The organism is Escherichia sp. KTE172, assembly GCF_000408845.1.
GTDB classification, from domain to species: domain Bacteria; phylum Pseudomonadota; class Gammaproteobacteria; order Enterobacterales; family Enterobacteriaceae; genus Escherichia; species Escherichia coli.
Map to the genome: position 1 here is coordinate 4,861,264 of NZ_KE137316.1, position 16,831 is coordinate 4,878,094.

General features: G+C 51.8%; 14 protein-coding genes, 1 tRNA gene and 2 pseudogenes. 7 read left to right on the plus strand and 10 right to left on the minus strand.

The window, feature by feature from the left end; genetic code table 11:
• Positions 1-45 precede the first annotated feature (45 nt).
• Positions 46-1,161 (plus strand): macrolide transporter subunit MacA, encoded by a 1,116-nt coding sequence (gene macA / locus G434_RS01415; protein ID WP_000746451.1) that lies wholly within the window; start codon positions 46-48, stop codon positions 1,159-1,161.
• Positions 1,158-3,104 (plus strand): macrolide ABC transporter ATP-binding protein/permease MacB, encoded by a 1,947-nt coding sequence (macB, locus tag G434_RS01410; RefSeq protein ID WP_000188187.1) that lies wholly within the window; start codon positions 1,158-1,160, stop codon positions 3,102-3,104. Before macA ends, macB begins: the two co-directional genes overlap by 4 nt.
• Positions 3,105-3,175: 71 nt before the next feature.
• On the opposite strand, the gene cspD is transcribed toward macB, so the two are convergent.
• Positions 3,176-3,400, minus strand: coding sequence for a cold shock-like protein CspD (gene cspD, locus G434_RS01405; protein ID WP_000410785.1), 225 nt, complete (start codon positions 3,398-3,400; stop codon positions 3,176-3,178).
• 149 nt (positions 3,401-3,549) lie between these two features.
• Between cspD and yljB the strand changes: the two genes are divergently transcribed.
• The 3 genes from yljB (at position 3,550) to clpA (ending at position 6,350) form a co-directional block, all read left to right on the plus strand.
• Complete coding sequence (gene yljB, locus G434_RS30560; protein ID WP_001406719.1) at positions 3,550-3,624, plus strand: protein YljB; 75 nt, start codon at positions 3,550-3,552, stop codon at positions 3,622-3,624.
• A gap of 98 nt (positions 3,625-3,722) precedes the next feature.
• A complete protein-coding gene (gene clpS, locus G434_RS01400) occupies positions 3,723-4,043 on the plus strand; it encodes an ATP-dependent Clp protease adapter ClpS (protein WP_000520781.1) in 321 nt (106 codons plus the stop codon).
• 30 nt (positions 4,044-4,073) lie between these two features.
• Positions 4,074-6,350, plus strand: a complete 2,277-nt coding sequence (gene clpA / locus G434_RS01395) for an ATP-dependent Clp protease ATP-binding subunit ClpA (protein WP_000934041.1) — start codon at positions 4,074-4,076, stop codon at positions 6,348-6,350.
• Positions 6,351-6,467: 117 nt separating this feature from the next.
• On the opposite strand, the gene G434_RS30400 is transcribed toward clpA, so the two are convergent.
• The 9 genes and pseudogenes from G434_RS30400 to trxB form a co-directional block, all read right to left on the minus strand.
• Complete coding sequence (locus tag G434_RS30400; RefSeq protein ID WP_012602745.1) at positions 6,468-6,866, minus strand: hypothetical protein; 399 nt, start codon at positions 6,864-6,866, stop codon at positions 6,468-6,470.
• Between the two features lie 303 nt (positions 6,867-7,169).
• Positions 7,170-7,257 (minus strand) — tRNA-Ser (locus G434_RS01390).
• A gap of 253 nt (positions 7,258-7,510) precedes the next feature.
• Entirely contained in the window at positions 7,511-7,729 is a 219-nt protein-coding gene (gene infA / locus G434_RS01385) for a translation initiation factor IF-1 (RefSeq protein WP_001040187.1), read from the minus strand.
• Positions 7,657-7,809 (minus strand): annotated as a pseudogene (locus G434_RS31155) (hypothetical protein); the annotation flags it as partial. The gene infA and the pseudogene G434_RS31155, both read right to left, overlap by 73 nt.
• A gap of 59 nt (positions 7,810-7,868) precedes the next feature.
• Positions 7,869-8,013, minus strand: a pseudogene (locus G434_RS31160) (hypothetical protein); the annotation flags it as partial.
• On the minus strand, positions 8,014-8,718 hold the full coding sequence (gene aat, locus G434_RS01380; RefSeq protein WP_001241678.1) for a leucyl/phenylalanyl-tRNA--protein transferase: 705 nt from the start codon (positions 8,716-8,718) through the stop codon (positions 8,014-8,016).
• A gap of 41 nt (positions 8,719-8,759) precedes the next feature.
• Entirely contained in the window at positions 8,760-10,481 is a 1,722-nt protein-coding gene (cydC, locus tag G434_RS01375) for a heme ABC transporter ATP-binding protein/permease CydC (protein WP_001202195.1), read from the minus strand.
• Positions 10,482-12,248, minus strand: a complete 1,767-nt coding sequence (gene cydD, locus G434_RS01370) for a heme ABC transporter permease/ATP-binding protein CydD (protein ID WP_001043583.1) — start codon at positions 12,246-12,248, stop codon at positions 10,482-10,484.
• Between the two features lie 122 nt (positions 12,249-12,370).
• On the minus strand, positions 12,371-13,336 hold the full coding sequence (gene trxB, locus G434_RS01365; RefSeq protein WP_000537432.1) for a thioredoxin-disulfide reductase: 966 nt from the start codon (positions 13,334-13,336) through the stop codon (positions 12,371-12,373).
• 545 nt (positions 13,337-13,881) lie between these two features.
• Here trxB and lrp point away from each other — a divergent pair.
• Both lrp and ftsK read left to right on the plus strand, forming a co-directional pair.
• On the plus strand, positions 13,882-14,376 hold the full coding sequence (gene lrp, locus G434_RS01360; RefSeq protein WP_000228473.1) for a leucine-responsive transcriptional regulator Lrp: 495 nt from the start codon (positions 13,882-13,884) through the stop codon (positions 14,374-14,376).
• A 134-nt stretch (positions 14,377-14,510) separates the two neighbouring features.
• Positions 14,511-16,831: DNA translocase FtsK (gene ftsK / locus G434_RS30865; protein ID WP_001537908.1), on the plus strand; the 2,321-nt coding region annotated here is incomplete at its 3' end.

The following is a 16,831-nucleotide window of genomic DNA, read 5'->3' on the forward strand; positions in this document are numbered from 1 at the left end:
TGAAGTTAATGACCCGGATTGGCATATGGAGTATTCAGAATATTTATGAAAAAGCGGAAAACCGTGAAGAAGCGTTACGTTATTGCGCTGGTGATAGTCATTGCCGGGCTGATTACGTTATGGAGAATTCTTAACGCACCCGTGCCGACTTATCAGACGCTGATTGTGCGCCCCGGTGATTTACAGCAAAGCGTGCTGGCGACCGGAAAGCTGGACGCGCTGCGTAAGGTTGATGTGGGCGCGCAGGTCAGCGGTCAGTTGAAAACGCTGTCGGTGGCGATTGGCGATAAAGTAAAAAAAGACCAGCTTTTAGGGGTTATTGATCCTGAACAGGCTGAAAACCAGATTAAGGAGGTGGAAGCAACGCTGATGGAGCTACGCGCGCAGCGGCAGCAGGCGGAAGCGGAGCTGAAACTGGCGCGGGTGACGTATTCCCGTCAGCAACGTCTTGCACAAACGCAAGCGGTTTCACAGCAGGATCTCGATACCGCCGCGACGGAGATGGCTGTGAAACAGGCGCAAATTGGCACCATTGACGCGCAAATCAAGCGCAATCAGGCCTCACTCGCTACGGCTAAAACCAATCTCGATTACACCCGCATCGTTGCTCCGATGGCCGGGGAAGTCACGCAAATCACCACTCTGCAAGGCCAGACGGTGATTGCCGCACAACAAGCACCGAACATTCTGACGCTGGCAGATATGAGCACCATGCTGGTAAAAGCGCAGGTTTCTGAAGCGGATGTAATCCACCTGAAGCCGGGGCAAAAAGCCTGGTTTACGGTACTTGGCGATCCACTGACGCGCTACGAGGGGCAAATCAAGGATGTACTACCGACGCCGGAAAAGGTTAACGACGCTATTTTCTATTACGCCCGTTTTGAAGTCCCCAACCCCAATGGTTTGCTGCGGCTGGATATGACCGCGCAAGTGCATATTCAGCTCACCGATGTGAAAAATGTGCTGACGATCCCTCTGTCGGCGTTAGGCGATCCGGTTGGCGATAATCGTTATAAAGTCAAATTGTTGCGTAATGGTGAAACACGCGAACGTGAAGTGACGATTGGCGCACGTAACGATACCGATGTTGAGATTGTCAAAGGGCTGGACGCGGGCGATGAAGTGGTGATTGGTGAGGCCAAACCAGGAGCTGCACAATGACGCCTTTGCTCGAATTAAAGGATATTCGTCGCAGCTATCCTGCCGGTGATGAGCAGGTTGAGGTGCTGAAGGGCATCACCCTCGATATTTATGCTGGTGAGATGGTGGCGATTGTCGGCGCTTCGGGTTCCGGTAAATCGACCCTGATGAATATTCTCGGCTGCCTGGATAAGGCCACCAGCGGCACCTATCGCGTAGCCGGTCAGGATGTTGCCACGCTGGACGCCGATGCGCTGGCGCAACTGCGTCGCGAACACTTCGGCTTTATTTTCCAGCGTTACCATTTGCTTTCGCATTTAACCGCCGAGCAGAACGTTGAAGTACCCGCCGTCTATGCCGGTCTTGAGCGGAAACAGCGGCTGCTTCGCGCCCAGGAGTTGCTGCAACGACTGGGGCTGGAAGACCGTACAGAGTATTATCCGGCACAGCTTTCGGGTGGTCAGCAACAGCGCGTCAGCATCGCGCGGGCATTGATGAACGGCGGTCAGGTAATTCTTGCCGATGAACCAACCGGCGCACTGGACAGCCATTCTGGCGAAGAGGTGATGGCGATCCTGCATCAGCTGCGTGATCGCGGGCATACGGTGATTATCGTTACCCACGATCCGCAGGTCGCTGCTCAGGCCGAGCGGGTGATCGAAATTCGCGACGGCGAAATTGTGCGCAATCCTCCCGCCGTTGAAAAAGTGAATGTTGCTGGCGGGACGGAACCTGTTGTCAACACGGCCTCTGGCTGGCGGCAGTTTGTCAGTGGTTTTAACGAGGCGCTGACGATGGCATGGAGGGCGCTGGCAGCGAATAAAATGCGTACTTTACTGACCATGCTGGGGATTATTATCGGTATTGCGTCGGTGGTTTCAATTGTCGTGGTGGGCGACGCCGCCAAACAAATGGTGCTGGCGGATATTCGTTCTATTGGTACGAATACTATTGATGTCTATCCCGGGAAAGATTTTGGCGATGACGATCCGCAATATCAGCAGGCGCTGAAGTACGATGACTTAATCGCCATCCAAAAACAACCGTGGGTCGCCTCAGCCACACCTGCCGTCTCGCAAAACCTGCGCCTGCGTTATAACAATGTTGATGTTGCTGCCAGTGCCAATGGCGTGAGCGGCGATTATTTTAATGTCTATGGCATGACCTTCAGTGAAGGGAACACCTTTAATCAGGAGCAGCTGAACGGTCGTGCGCAGGTGGTGGTGCTCGACAGTAATACTCGCCGCCAGCTTTTCCCCCATAAAGCAGATGTGGTTGGCGAGGTGATTCTGGTCGGCAATATGCCCGCCAGAGTCATTGGTGTGGCGGAAGAAAAACAGTCGATGTTTGGTAGCAGTAAAGTGCTGCGTGTCTGGCTACCTTACAGCACGATGTCCGGGCGAGTTATGGGCCAGTCGTGGCTGAACTCCATTACTGTCAGGGTGAAAGAAGGATTTGACAGCGCCGAGGCGGAACAGCAACTCACGCGTTTACTTTCACTGCGCCACGGTAAGAAGGATTTCTTTACCTGGAACATGGACGGCGTCTTGAAAACCGTTGAAAAGACCACACGTACTTTACAACTGTTTCTTACGCTGGTGGCGGTGATTTCGCTGGTGGTGGGCGGTATTGGTGTAATGAATATTATGCTGGTGTCAGTGACCGAGCGGACGCGGGAAATTGGCATTCGCATGGCTGTAGGTGCGCGAGCAAGCGATGTTTTGCAACAGTTCCTGATCGAAGCCGTGCTGGTTTGCCTGGTCGGTGGCGCGTTGGGAATAACACTGTCACTGTTAATTGCTTTCACCTTGCAGCTTTTCTTACCCGGCTGGGAGATTGGTTTTTCACCTTTGGCGCTGCTGCTGGCGTTTCTCTGCTCGACGGTCACCGGGATTTTATTTGGCTGGTTACCCGCACGAAATGCGGCACGACTGGATCCAGTAGATGCTCTGGCACGAGAGTAATTTTGAGATAAAAATGCCAGCCGATCGGGCTGGCATTTTGCCTTTAGGATGTACACAATGAGACAGAAGAGCTATGCGACTGCCGCTTCTACTTCGACGGGCACAATAACACTGGCGTGATTGCCTTTTGGCCCCTGGTGGACATCAAACTGAACGGATTGTCCAGCTTTTAGCGTTCTGTAACCATCCATCTGAATGGTGGAATAATGAGCGAAAATATCTTCGCCGCCGCCTTCAGGGCAGATGAAACCAAACCCTTTGGCATTGTTGAACCACTTAACAGTACCCTTTTCCATGCTTCGACATCCTTCGCAAATCTTATACAAGTAAGATGGAATAAACCGGGGTCAGAGAGGGGGCTGTTCAAAACCTCGCCAACTCTAGAAATACAATTTAGAGAATTAGGGCGAGCCGTCAAGCATTTGACAGGGGCCAGGGGGCAGGTATGAATCAAAAATTTGAAGCAGTTAACGCTATTGACAGGAATGTGACAGATGTCGCTGATGCCAACGATAGATGATAGTTATCTATCATGTGGAGTAGATTGGTCAGGCAAATAAGCTCTTGTCAGCGGCAGGGCGTTCTGCCGATAACCGTAACCGAAGATGATAACTGACAATGGGTAAAACGAACGACTGGCTGGACTTTGATCAACTGGCGGAAGAAAAAGTTCGCGACGCGCTAAAACCGCCATCTATGTATAAAGTGATATTAGTCAATGATGATTACACTCCGATGGAGTTTGTTATTGACGTGTTACAAAAATTCTTTTCTTATGATGTAGAACGTGCAACGCAATTGATGCTCGCTGTTCACTACCAGGGGAAGGCCATTTGCGGAGTCTTTACCGCCGAGGTTGCAGAAACCAAAGTGGCGATGGTGAACAAGTACGCGAGGGAGAATGAGCATCCATTGCTGTGTACGCTAGAAAAAGCCTGAATGCAGGCATAAAAATTGGGGGAGGTGCCTATGCTCAATCAAGAACTGGAACTCAGTTTAAATATGGCTTTCGCCAGAGCGCGCGAGCACCGTCATGAGTTTATGACCGTCGAGCACTTGTTACTGGCGCTGCTCAGTAACCCATCTGCCCGGGAGGCGCTGGAAGCGTGTTCTGTGGATTTGGTTGCGCTCCGTCAGGAACTGGAAGCCTTTATTGAACAAACCACACCCGTTCTGCCTGCCAGTGAAGAGGAGCGCGACACACAGCCGACGCTGAGTTTTCAGCGTGTACTGCAACGTGCGGTCTTCCATGTCCAGTCCTCCGGTCGCAATGAGGTTACCGGTGCAAACGTTCTGGTCGCTATTTTTAGCGAACAGGAGTCGCAGGCGGCATATCTGTTGCGTAAACATGAAGTCAGCCGTCTCGATGTGGTGAACTTTATCTCTCATGGCACGCGTAAAGACGAGCCGACACAGTCTTCTGATCCTGGCAGCCAGCCAAACAGCGAAGAACAAGCTGGTGGGGAGGAACGTATGGAGAATTTCACGACGAACCTGAATCAGCTTGCGCGCGTGGGAGGAATCGACCCACTGATTGGTCGTGAGAAGGAGCTGGAGCGTGCTATTCAGGTTCTCTGCCGTCGCCGTAAAAACAACCCGCTGCTGGTGGGGGAATCTGGTGTCGGTAAAACCGCGATTGCGGAAGGTCTTGCCTGGCGAATTGTTCAGGGCGATGTGCCGGAAGTGATGGCTGACTGTACGATTTACTCTCTCGATATCGGTTCTCTGTTAGCGGGCACAAAATATCGCGGCGACTTTGAAAAACGTTTTAAAGCGTTGCTCAAGCAGCTGGAGCAGGATACTAACAGCATCCTGTTTATTGATGAGATCCACACCATTATCGGTGCGGGTGCAGCCTCTGGTGGCCAGGTCGATGCGGCTAACCTGATCAAACCGCTGCTCTCCAGCGGTAAAATTCGCGTAATTGGTTCGACAACCTATCAGGAGTTCAGCAACATTTTCGAGAAAGACCGTGCTCTGGCGCGTCGCTTCCAGAAAATTGATATTACTGAACCGTCGATCGAAGAAACTGTTCAAATCATCAATGGCCTGAAACCGAAGTATGAAGCGCACCACGACGTGCGTTATACCGCAAAAGCGGTGCGTGCAGCGGTAGAGCTGGCGGTGAAATACATTAACGATCGTCATCTGCCGGATAAAGCCATTGACGTTATCGACGAAGCGGGCGCTCGCGCACGCCTGATGCCGGTAAGCAAACGCAAGAAAACCGTTAATGTGGCGGATATTGAGTCCGTGGTGGCCCGTATTGCGCGCATTCCAGAGAAGAGTGTTTCGCAGAGTGACCGCGATACCCTGAAAAACCTCGGCGATCGCCTGAAAATGCTGGTCTTCGGTCAGGATAAAGCCATTGAGGCGCTGACTGAAGCCATTAAGATGGCGCGTGCAGGTTTAGGTCACGAACATAAACCGGTCGGTTCGTTCCTGTTTGCAGGCCCTACCGGGGTCGGGAAAACAGAGGTGACGGTACAGCTTTCGAAAGCTTTGGGCATTGAGCTTCTGCGCTTTGATATGTCCGAGTATATGGAACGCCATACCGTCAGCCGTCTGATTGGTGCGCCTCCGGGATACGTTGGTTTTGATCAGGGCGGTTTGCTGACTGATGCGGTCATCAAGCATCCACATGCGGTGCTGCTGCTGGACGAAATCGAGAAAGCGCACCCGGACGTGTTCAATATTCTGTTGCAGGTGATGGACAACGGTACGCTGACCGATAACAACGGACGCAAAGCGGACTTCCGTAACGTGGTATTGGTGATGACCACCAACGCTGGGGTACGAGAAACTGAGCGTAAATCGATTGGTCTTATCCACCAGGACAACAGTACCGATGCGATGGAAGAGATCAAGAAGATCTTTACGCCGGAGTTTCGTAACCGTCTCGACAACATTATCTGGTTCGATCATCTCTCCACCGACGTGATCCATCAGGTAGTGGATAAATTCATCGTCGAGTTGCAGGTTCAGTTGGATCAGAAAGGTGTTTCTCTGGAAGTGAGCCAGGAAGCGCGTAACTGGCTGGCCGAGAAAGGTTACGACCGGGCAATGGGCGCACGTCCGATGGCGCGTGTCATCCAGGACAACCTGAAAAAACCGCTCGCCAACGAACTGTTGTTTGGTTCGCTGGTGGACGGCGGTCAGGTGACGGTTGCGCTGGATAAAGAGAAAAATGAGCTGACTTATGGATTCCAGAGTGCACAAAAGCACAAGGCGGAAGCAGCGCATTAATCTGATTGTCAGGTAGGTTGGTGAAGTCCGTAATCTCGAAAGAGGTTACGGACTTTTTGTTTGTAGGCTGGGGCGGTGAAAACCCTATTTTTGGAGGTGAAGGTAAGTTGTTGATAATTAATGGTGCTGGAAGGTAAGAATAAAAAAGGGTGCCAGCAGGAAAATGAGATGATTTTGCTTTATTAACAACGAGCTAAACGTGTAGTATTTGAGTTCACTGCCGTACAGGCAGCTTAGAAATCGACGGGGTGCGGTAAAACCTTTGCGAACGCGTTCACTGCCGTACAGGCAGCTTAGAAAGCTGTATTCGGCAAATGAAGTGGATGTTGATGGTTCACTGCCGTACAGGCTGCTTAGAAATTCGTACTTAACGAACTGTTGCTCCTCTGCTGGTTCACTGTCGAACAGGCAGATAAAATGCGAAAAAAGCTCGTACTTTCGTACGCGCTTTTCTTTAAATATGACGGTGAGGGGGGGATTGACTCGCTTCGCTCGCCCTGCGGGCAGCCCACTCACTGTGTTCGTGGTCTGTCCAACTGGCTGCGCCAGTTGTCGAACCCCGGTCGGGGCTTCTCATCCCCCCTGGAGTGCAATATGCGAAAAAAAAGCTCGCACTTTCGTACGAGCTCTTCTTTGAATATGGCGGTGAGGGGGGGATTGACTCGCTTCGCTCGCCCTGCGGGCAGCCCACTCACTGTGTTCGTGGTCTGTCCAACTGGCTGCGCCAGTTGTCGAACCCCGGTCGGGGCTTCTCATCCCCCTTGGAGTGCAATATGCGAAAAAAAAGCTCGCACTTTCGTACGAGCTCTTCTTTGAATATGGCGGTGAGGGGGGGATTCGAACCCCCGATACGTTGCCGTATACACACTTTCCAGGCGTGCTCCTTCAGCCACTCGGACACCTCACCAAATTGTTTTGCTGCCAAACCTCATGGGTGGCAACGGGGCGCTACTATAGGGAGTTGGAGTAAAACGGTCAAGAAGAATTTTAATGATAATTATTGTTTGCTCATACTGTAAACAAGTTGTGCAGTATATCTACATCGAGACAAGTTATGGATTTATACTTCCAAAGTACTTCATACATATCACAAAATAAAAAGGCCGGTTAAACCGACCTTTTACTCGTTCTTTCTCTTCGCCCATCAGGCGGTAAAACAATCAGCGACTACGGAAGACAATGCGGCCTTTGCTCAGGTCGTACGGGGTCAGTTCAACAGTCACTTTGTCGCCCGTCAGGATGCGGATGTAGTTTTTGCGCATTTTACCGGAGATGTGTGCAGTAACCACGTGACCGTTTTCTAACTCTACGCGGAACATGGTATTAGGCAACGTTTCAAGAACGGTACCTTGCATTTCAATATTGTCTTCTTTGGCCATCTAATCCTCTGGGGTATCACTACCGTAATTTGAACCGGCAAGATAATGCCGAAGTTCTGTAAATAAGTAAAGATTTGCGCGCTAAATCGCAACAAACAGGTTCGGCACATTACTCCGAAAACACACGGCTAAGCCGCACCAAAAGCGCAACGTATAAGGGAGCGGTGAGATAAACGATGGGCGTTACCTGACGCGAAAAATTCCTTATCGGCAGCGGGGTAATGAGCGTAACCAACTCTGCGACCGCAATTATAACACTCTGGGGAGAAATGTGCCGAAAACATTCATTCTTGTGGTGAAAACAAGCACCGTGGTACCCAGAAATTATTCGGCAATCGTCCGAGGCGCATTTGATTGAGATAATTGAGGTAATCCCGGCGGGGAATTTCGCAGGCACCAAGCGACGCTGTGTGATCGTTAAGGACCTGGCAGTCGATAAGTTTACCGCCATGACCAATAAATTCCTCACAGAATACCAGAAGCGCCGTTTTAGACGCATTTTCCATCCGGCTGAACATGGACTCGCCACAAAATAGCGTTCCCTGGGCCACGCCGTACATACCGCCGACAAGCTCATCTTCACGCCAGACTTCAATAGAGTGGGCATGACCGAGTTCGTGAAGGCGATGGTAGGCTTCGACCACGCCACGCGTGATCCAGGTTCCTTCTTCGCGATCGCTGGCACAGCCTTCAATGACCTGACCAAAAGCGTAATTCATCGTGACTCGATAGGGCGAGCGTTTATGAAATCGCTTCATACTACGGCTGATATGCAGTGATTCAGGCCAAAGCACCGCGCGAGGATCGGGCGACCACCAGAGGATGGGGTCGCCTGGAGAAAACCACGGAAAAATACCACGCTGGTAAGCCATTAACAGGCGCGCAGGGCTAAGATCGCCCCCCAGTGCCAGCAGGCCGTTAGGCTCACGTAATGCGCCTTCCGGGGAAGGGAAGGCTATTGAATGGCGAGAAAGCTGAACCAGGCGCATGACCGCAAAACTCCACGCAAGTCGGATCGTTCAATAATAGCTTACAAACCCTGCTTGAACTGGTAATAACGCCCCTGTCTGGCAAGCAGTTCTGCGTGAGTACCTTGCTCAATAATTTGCCCGTTGTCCATCACTATTATTTGTTGGAAACGAGAGAGTCCGCGAAGTCGATGGGTGACCATTAACACCGTTTTCTCATGCATCATTTCTGCAAGCAATTCAAGGATCTGACTTTCGGTTGTGGCATCTAAGCCTTCTGTAGGTTCATCCAGCAATACCAGCGGCGCATCATGTAACAGCGCACGGGCGATAGCCAGACGGCGCAGTTCACCACCGGAGAGCTGGCGTCCGCCTTCACCCAACCAACTGTTGAGACCTGCATCCTCGAGCAGCTTCTCCAGACCAACGCGACGCAAGATCTCCGCCAGAGCCTCATCACTACTGCCAGGTGAGGCGAGTAACAGATTATCACGCAGCGTGGCGCTAAACAGATGCACTCGCTGAGGAACAACGCTGATGGTCTGTCGTAGAGCCGCTTCATTCAGGCTGGCTATGGGGCTATCGTTAAGCAAAATCTTGCCTTGTTGCGGGTCCCATGCGCGGGTCAGCAGTTGTAACAGTGTTGATTTGCCGCATCCGGTTCGCCCGAGAATCGCTATATGTTCCCCGGCGTTTACCTGAAGAGAAATCCCTTTAAGTGCCTGTTGGGATTGCTCCGGATAAGTGAATTGAACATCCCGTAACGTCAGCGAAACGCGATCGGCAACACGAGTTTGGGTATCAGGGAAGGTGACTTCCGGTTTTTGATCCGTTAAGTCAGTGATCCGAACGGCAGAGGCAATGACTTGCCCCAGATGCTGAAATGCACCCGTTACTGGTGCCAGTGCTTCAAACGCGGCTAACGCGCAGAAGACAAACAGGGCAATTAACGCGCCGGGTTGAGCATTGCCGCCAACGCCGCCAGACGCCATCCACAGCATCAGGATCACCGCTAACGCGCCAATGAGCAGCATTATCGCTTGCGACAATGCGGTGAGTTCAGATTGACGACGTTGCGCTTCCAGCCACTGAATTTCGGTATTCTCTAACTGCGTGCGATAACGATCGCTGGCACCAAAAATGGTCAGCTCAGCTTGCCCTTGCAGCCAGGCCGTCAGTTGTTGGCGATACTGCCCGCGAAGATGAGTCAGATTTTGCCCGGTGCTTTTTCCCGCACGATAAAACAGTGGTGGCATAAGGAAAAGCGTCAGTAACATAATGCCGCCCAGCGTAAAGGCGAGGGTGAAATCAAGGAAACTTAACCCGATTGTCACCACCATAATCACCACAAAAGCGCCCACCAGCGGCGAGATAACGCGCAGGTAAAGATGATCGAGCGTATCAACATCCGCCACCACGCGGTTGAGCAATTCGCCCTGACGATAGCGCGCCAGTCCTGCAGGGGAGAGGGGCAGCAATTTGCTGAAGGTATAAATGCGCAGATGCTGCAACACGCGGAAAGTCGCGTCGTGACTTACCAGACGTTCAAAATAGCGCCCGGCAGTACGGGTGATTGCTGCACCACGCACGCCCGCAGCGGGTAGCATATAGTTGAAGCTGTACAGTCCGGCAACCCCCGCTACCGCTGAGGCCGAGAGGAACCAGCCGGAAAGTGTCAACAGACCGATACTGGCGAGCAGCGTGACAATTGCCAGCACAATACCAAGACTTAACATCCATTTATGACGTTTATACAGTGCCAGATAGGGTAGCAAAGCGCGCATTTAAATCTCCTCCTGACGATGGGCCAGTAATGTGGCGAATGGGCCACCAGCCACACTTAATTCCGCGTAACGTCCTTGCTCAATAATCTGACCATCCTGCATTACCCAAATGACATCCCAGTCAGCAAGATCTTCTAACTGGTGGGTGACCATTAACGTTGTCTGGCGCAGAGAGGCGGCATTAAGCGCCTCCATTACGCGCTGTTCACTGTGAGCATCAAGGCTGGCAGCGGGTTCATCCAACAGTAATAGCGAACAGGGATTTAGTAATGCTCGGGCCACCGCCACGCGCTGTGCCTGCCCCACGGAAAGGCGGGCAGCCTGGTCGCCAACAGGCGTATCAACGCCTTGTGGCAGGAGCGGTAGAAACTCACTGACCCAGGCGTTATCCAGCGCTGTTTGTAACTCGTGTTCGCTGGCATCAGGTCGTGCCAGTAGTACGTTATCCCGTAGTGTTGCTGCCGGTAATTGTGGGTTTTGCCCAACCCAGGAGAGATGTTTACGCCATGATTCCGGTGATAAATCGCGTAATTCTATCCCGTTGATTCGTAGCGATCCCTGATATGAGAGAAAACCAGAAAGCGCGTTCAGCAGTGAGCTTTTACCTGAACCGCTGCGACCAACCAACACTGCACGTTGGCCTGCTGGCAAAGTAAAGTTCAGCGGTCCAGCCAGCGTTTTACCTTCTGGTGATGTAATAAACAGATCCTCGGCTTCAATGGTCACCGGATCGGTTGATGCTAATTCCGCCTCACCACGTTGCGGATGGGCGAGCGGGGTTTCCATAAACGTTTTCAGACTGTCAGCTGCGCCAACAGCCTGGGCTTTAGCATGATAAAACGTACCGAGATCGCGTAATGGCTGGAAAAACTCCGGCGCAAGGATCAGGGCCAGAAAACCCGCAGCCAGCGTCACGCCAGTATCATAGTGACCAAAATCCAGCTCGCCGAGATAGGAAAAACCAAAGTAGACCGCCACCAGAGCAATTGACAGCGAGGTAAAAAATTCGAGAATGCCGGAGGATAAAAACGCCAGCCGTAGCACTTCCATTGTCCGTTGGCGGAAATCTTCCGAAGCAGAACGAATACTTTCAATTTCAGCTTCACCACGACCAAAAATACGCAATGTTTCCATGCCGCGCAGGCGATCGAGAAAATGCCCACTTAAGCGAGCAAGAGCGAGAAAGTTACGTCGGTTAGCATCGGCAGCCCCCATTCCAACCAGCGCCATAAACAACGGAATTAACGGAGCAGTGCCCAGCAGAATGAGCGCCGCAGCCCAGTTAGAGGGGAAGATAGCCACCACAATCAGCAACGGCACCGACACTGCCAGCGCCATTTGCGGCAGGTAGCGTGCATAGTAATCATGCATATCGTCAATTTGCTCGAGTACCAGCGTCGCCCAGCTCCCCGCCGGTTTACCCTGAATCCACGCTGGCCCTGCTTGTTGCAGACGGTCGAGAACCTGACGGCGGATGGCAAAGCGGATATGCTGCCCGGCGTGATAACCCACCCGTTCGCGTAACCAGACCACCCATGCGCGCAGTACAAAGGTCAGAACCAGTAACGTAAAGGGAAGCAGCAGGGCTTCACGGGGAATATTCTCCATAATCATATGTTGCAGAATTCGCGCCATGAACCAGGCCTGGGCAATGATCAATATGCCGCTCACAAAGCCCAGCAGACGAGAAATATTCAGCCAACGTTGGGAGATGACGCTTTGCTGTTTTAACCAGCGGGTTAACTCTTTTTGACGGGATTTATTCATTGCACGCTTAGCAGGTGAGTTATCAGAATTATTTGCAGAGCAATGTTACAACGAGGAAAAAATAAAGGCGACCCATAGTCGCATGGTGTCGCCTTCTTTACTTTTGTTACTGATTTGTAAAATTATTTTGCGTCAGCTAAACCATCGAGGTAGCGTTCCGCATCAAGTGCTGCCATGCAGCCTGTACCAGCAGATGTAATAGCCTGGCGATAAATGTGATCCATCACGTCGCCTGCGGCAAAGACGCCAGGGATGCTGGTCTGGGTGGCATTACCATGAATACCCGACTGTACTTTGATGTAGCCGTTTTCCAGTTCCAGCTGCCCTTCGAAAATGGCAGTATTCGGGCTGTGACCGATAGCAACAAACAGACCGGCAACGTCGAGTGACTCGATGTTATCGCTGTTTTGCGTATCGCGCAGACGAACGCCAGTGACGCCCATCTGATCGCCGGTCACCTCTTCCAGCGTACGGTTGGTGTGTAGAATGATGTTGCCGTTCTCCACTTTATCCATCAGACGCTTAATAAGTATTTTTTCCGCGCGGAAACCGTCACGGCGGTGAATCAGATGCACTTCCGAAGCGATGTTAGACAGATACAGCGCCTCTTCAACCGCGGTATTGCCGCCGCCGATGACCGCAACTTTCTGGTTGCGATAGAAGAAACCGTCGCAGGTTGCACAAGCAGAAACTCCACGGCCTTTAAAGGCTTCTTCAGATGGCAGGCCGAGATAGCGTGCAGAAGCTCCGGTGGCAATAATCAGCGCGTCGCAAGTATATTCGCCGCTATCGCCAGTCAGACGGAACGGACGATTCTGCAAATCAACTTTGTTGATGTGATCAAAGATGATTTCAGTTTCAAATTTGGTGGCATGTTCGTGCATGCGCTCCATTAATAACGGACCGGTCAGATCGTTTGGATCGCCAGGCCAGTTTTCCACTTCCGTGGTGGTGGTCAGTTGGCCGCCTTTTTCCATGCCGGTAATCAGCACAGGTTGCAGGTTGGCGCGCGCCGCGTAGACAGCAGCGGTGTATCCCGCCGGGCCTGAACCCAGGATAAGCAGTTTACTGTGTTTGGTCGTGCCCATGAGATCCCCATAGTTGTTGGCAGACAATGGGCAGAATTGTAGGGAATTTACAGACGTAAAAAAAGAGTATGACGATTTTGTTAACAATTTGTGCAATCGGCAGCATCGATAAGACGGTCAAATTCTCCCGTCATTATCACCTCTGCTACTTAAATTTCCCGCTTTATAAGCCAATTAAATGATGAATAAACGCCTCTGGTAATGAATATCTGGCATGTTGTACTAAAAATCGATGTTTTGCTTTGACAATCCCCTGGTGTTTTGCGAAAACATTCGAGGAAGAAAAAAAAACAGTATTCTTATATGCGCATAACCATGCATGTAAATACCATGTTTACCGTGCTAGTGAAATCTACGTATGGCGTGGACAGACGCCATTCGTGATGTCGATAGCTGCCACAAGGCAACGGTCTTCTCACCGTAGACCCAGGCATTGCGCGCCGTGAATCTTCATGATTTCGGTCTATCGTGACGGGTAGCGACTCTGAACAGTGATGTTTCAGGGTCAGACAGGAGTAGGGAAGGAATACAGAGAGACAATAATAATGGTAGATAGCAAGAAGCGCCCTGGCAAAGATCTCGACCGTATCGATCGTAACATTCTTAATGAGTTGCAAAAGGATGGGCGTATTTCTAACGTCGAGCTTTCTAAACGTGTGGGACTTTCCCCAACGCCGTGCCTTGAGCGTGTGCGTCGGCTGGAAAGACAAGGGTTTATTCAGGGCTATACGGCGCTGCTGAACCCCCATTATCTGGATGCATCACTTCTGGTATTCGTTGAGATTACTCTGAATCGTGGCGCACCGGATGTGTTTGAACAATTCAATACCGCTGTACAAAAACTTGAAGAAATTCAGGAGTGTCATTTAGTATCCGGTGATTTCGACTACCTGTTGAAAACACGCGTGCCGGATATGTCAGCTTACCGTAAGTTGCTGGGGGAAACCCTGCTGCGTCTGCCTGGCGTCAATGACACACGGACATACGTTGTTATGGAAGAAGTCAAGCAGAGTAATCGTCTGGTTATTAAGACGCGCTAACACGGAACAGGTGCAAAATCGGCGTATTTTGATTACACTCCTGTTAATCCATACAGCAACAGTACTGGGGTAACCTGGTACTGTTGTCCGTTTTAGCATCGGGCAGGAAAAGCCTGTAACCTGGAGAGCCTTTCTTGAGCCAGGAATACACTGAAGACAAAGAAGTCACATTGACAAAGTTAAGTAGCGGCCGCCGCCTTCTGGAGGCGTTGCTGATCCTTATTGTCCTGTTTGCCGTCTGGTTGATGGCTGCCTTACTAAGCTTTAACCCTTCGGACCCCAGCTGGTCGCAAACGGCCTGGCATGAACCTATCCATAATTTAGGTGGGATGCCCGGTGCGTGGCTGGCAGATACGCTGTTCTTTATTTTTGGCGTGATGGCTTACACCATTCCCGTCATTATTGTCGGCGGTTGTTGGTTTGCCTGGCGTCATCAGTCCAGCGACGAATACATTGATTATTTTGCCGTTTCGCTACGCATCATTGGCGTTTTGGCGCTCATCCTTACCTCCTGTGGTCTGGCGGCAATCAACGCTGACGATATCTGGTATTTTGCCTCCGGTGGCGTCATTGGCAGCTTACTAAGCACTACGCTACAACCACTGCTACACAGTAGCGGGGGAACTATTGCGCTGCTCTGCGTTTGGGCAGCGGGCCTGACGCTGTTCACCGGTTGGTCATGGGTGACCATTGCTGAAAAACTCGGCGGCTGGATTTTAAATATTCTTACCTTCGCCAGTAATCGTACCCGTCGCGATGATACCTGGGTCGATGAAGATGAGTATGAAGATGACGAAGAGTATGAAGATGAAAATCACGGCAAACAGCATGAATCACGCCGTGCTCGTATTCTTCGCGGCGCGCTAGCGCGTCGTAAACGGTTGGCGGAAAAATTCATTAATCCGATGGGGCGGCAAACAGACGCTGCGTTGTTCTCCGGTAAGCGGATGGATGATGACGAAGAGATTACCTACACTGCACGCGGTGTGGCTGCCGACCCTGACGACGTCCTCTTTTCGGGCAATCGTGCAACGCAGCCAGAATATGACGAGTACGATCCATTATTAAACGGTGCGCCAATTACCGAACCTGTTGCTGTAGCAGCTGCTGCTACCACGGCGACGCAAAGCTGGGCTGCACCGGTTGAACCTGTGACTCAGACGCCATCTGTTGCCTCTGTTGATGTTGCACCTGCACAACCTACAGTAGCCTGGCAGCCTGTACCGGGGCCACAAACGGGAGAGCCGGTGATTGCTCCTGCACCGGAAGGTTACCCACAGCAGCCACAATATGCGCAGCCTGCAGTGCAATATAATGAGCCGCTGCAACAACCTGTACAGCCACAGCAGCCGTATTATGCGCCTGCGGCGGAACAACCTGTTCAGCAACCGTATTACGCAACTGCGCCGGAACAGTCTGCGCAACAGTCGTATTACGCCCCTGCGCCAGAACAATCGGTGGCAGGTAACGCCTGGCAAGCCGAAGAGCAGCAATCCACTTTTGCTCCACAGTCTACATACCAGACTGAGCAAACTTATCAGCAGCCAGTCGCTCAGGAGCCGTTGTACCAACAGCCGCAACCTGTTGAACAGCAGCCTGTTGTGGAGCCTGAACCCGTTGTAGAAGAGACAAAACCCGCGCGTCCGCCGCTTTACTACTTTGAAGAAGTGGAAGAGAAGCGAGCCCGTGAACGTGAACAACTTGCGGCCTGGTATCAACCGATTCCAGAACCGGTTAAAGAACCAGAACCGATCAAATCTTCGCTGAAAGCACCTTCTGTTGCAGCAGTACCTCCAGTAGAAGCCGCTGCCGCTGTTTCTCCGCTGGCATCTGGCGTGAAAAAAGCGACACTGGCGACGGGGGCTGCCGCAACCGTTGCCGCGCCAGTCTTCAGTCTGGCAAATAGCGGTGGACCGCGTCCGCAGGTCAAAGAGGGGATTGGCCCGCAGTTGCCACGACCGAAACGTATCCGCGTGCCAACTCGTCGTGAATTGGCGTCTTACGGTATTAAGCTACCCTCACAGCGTGCGGCGGAAGAAAAAGCCCGTGAAGCCCAGCGCAATCAGTACGATTCTGGCGATCAGTACAACGATGATGAAATCGATGCGATGCAGCAGGATGAACTGGCACGTCAGTTCGCCCAGACACAGCAGCAACGCTATGGCGAACAGTATCAACATGATGTGCCCGTAAACGCAGAAGATGCAGATGCTGCGGCAGAGGCTGAACTGGCTCGTCAGTTTGCGCAAACTCAACAACAACGTTATTCCGGCGAACAACCGGCTGGGGCGAATCCGTTCTCGCTGGATGATTTTGAATTTTCGCCAATGAAAGCGTTGCTGGATGATGGTCCACACGAACCGTTGTTTACGCCAATTGTTGAACCTGTACAGCAGCCGCAACAACCGGTTGCACCGCAGCAGCAGTATCAGCAGCCACAACAGCCGGTTGCGCC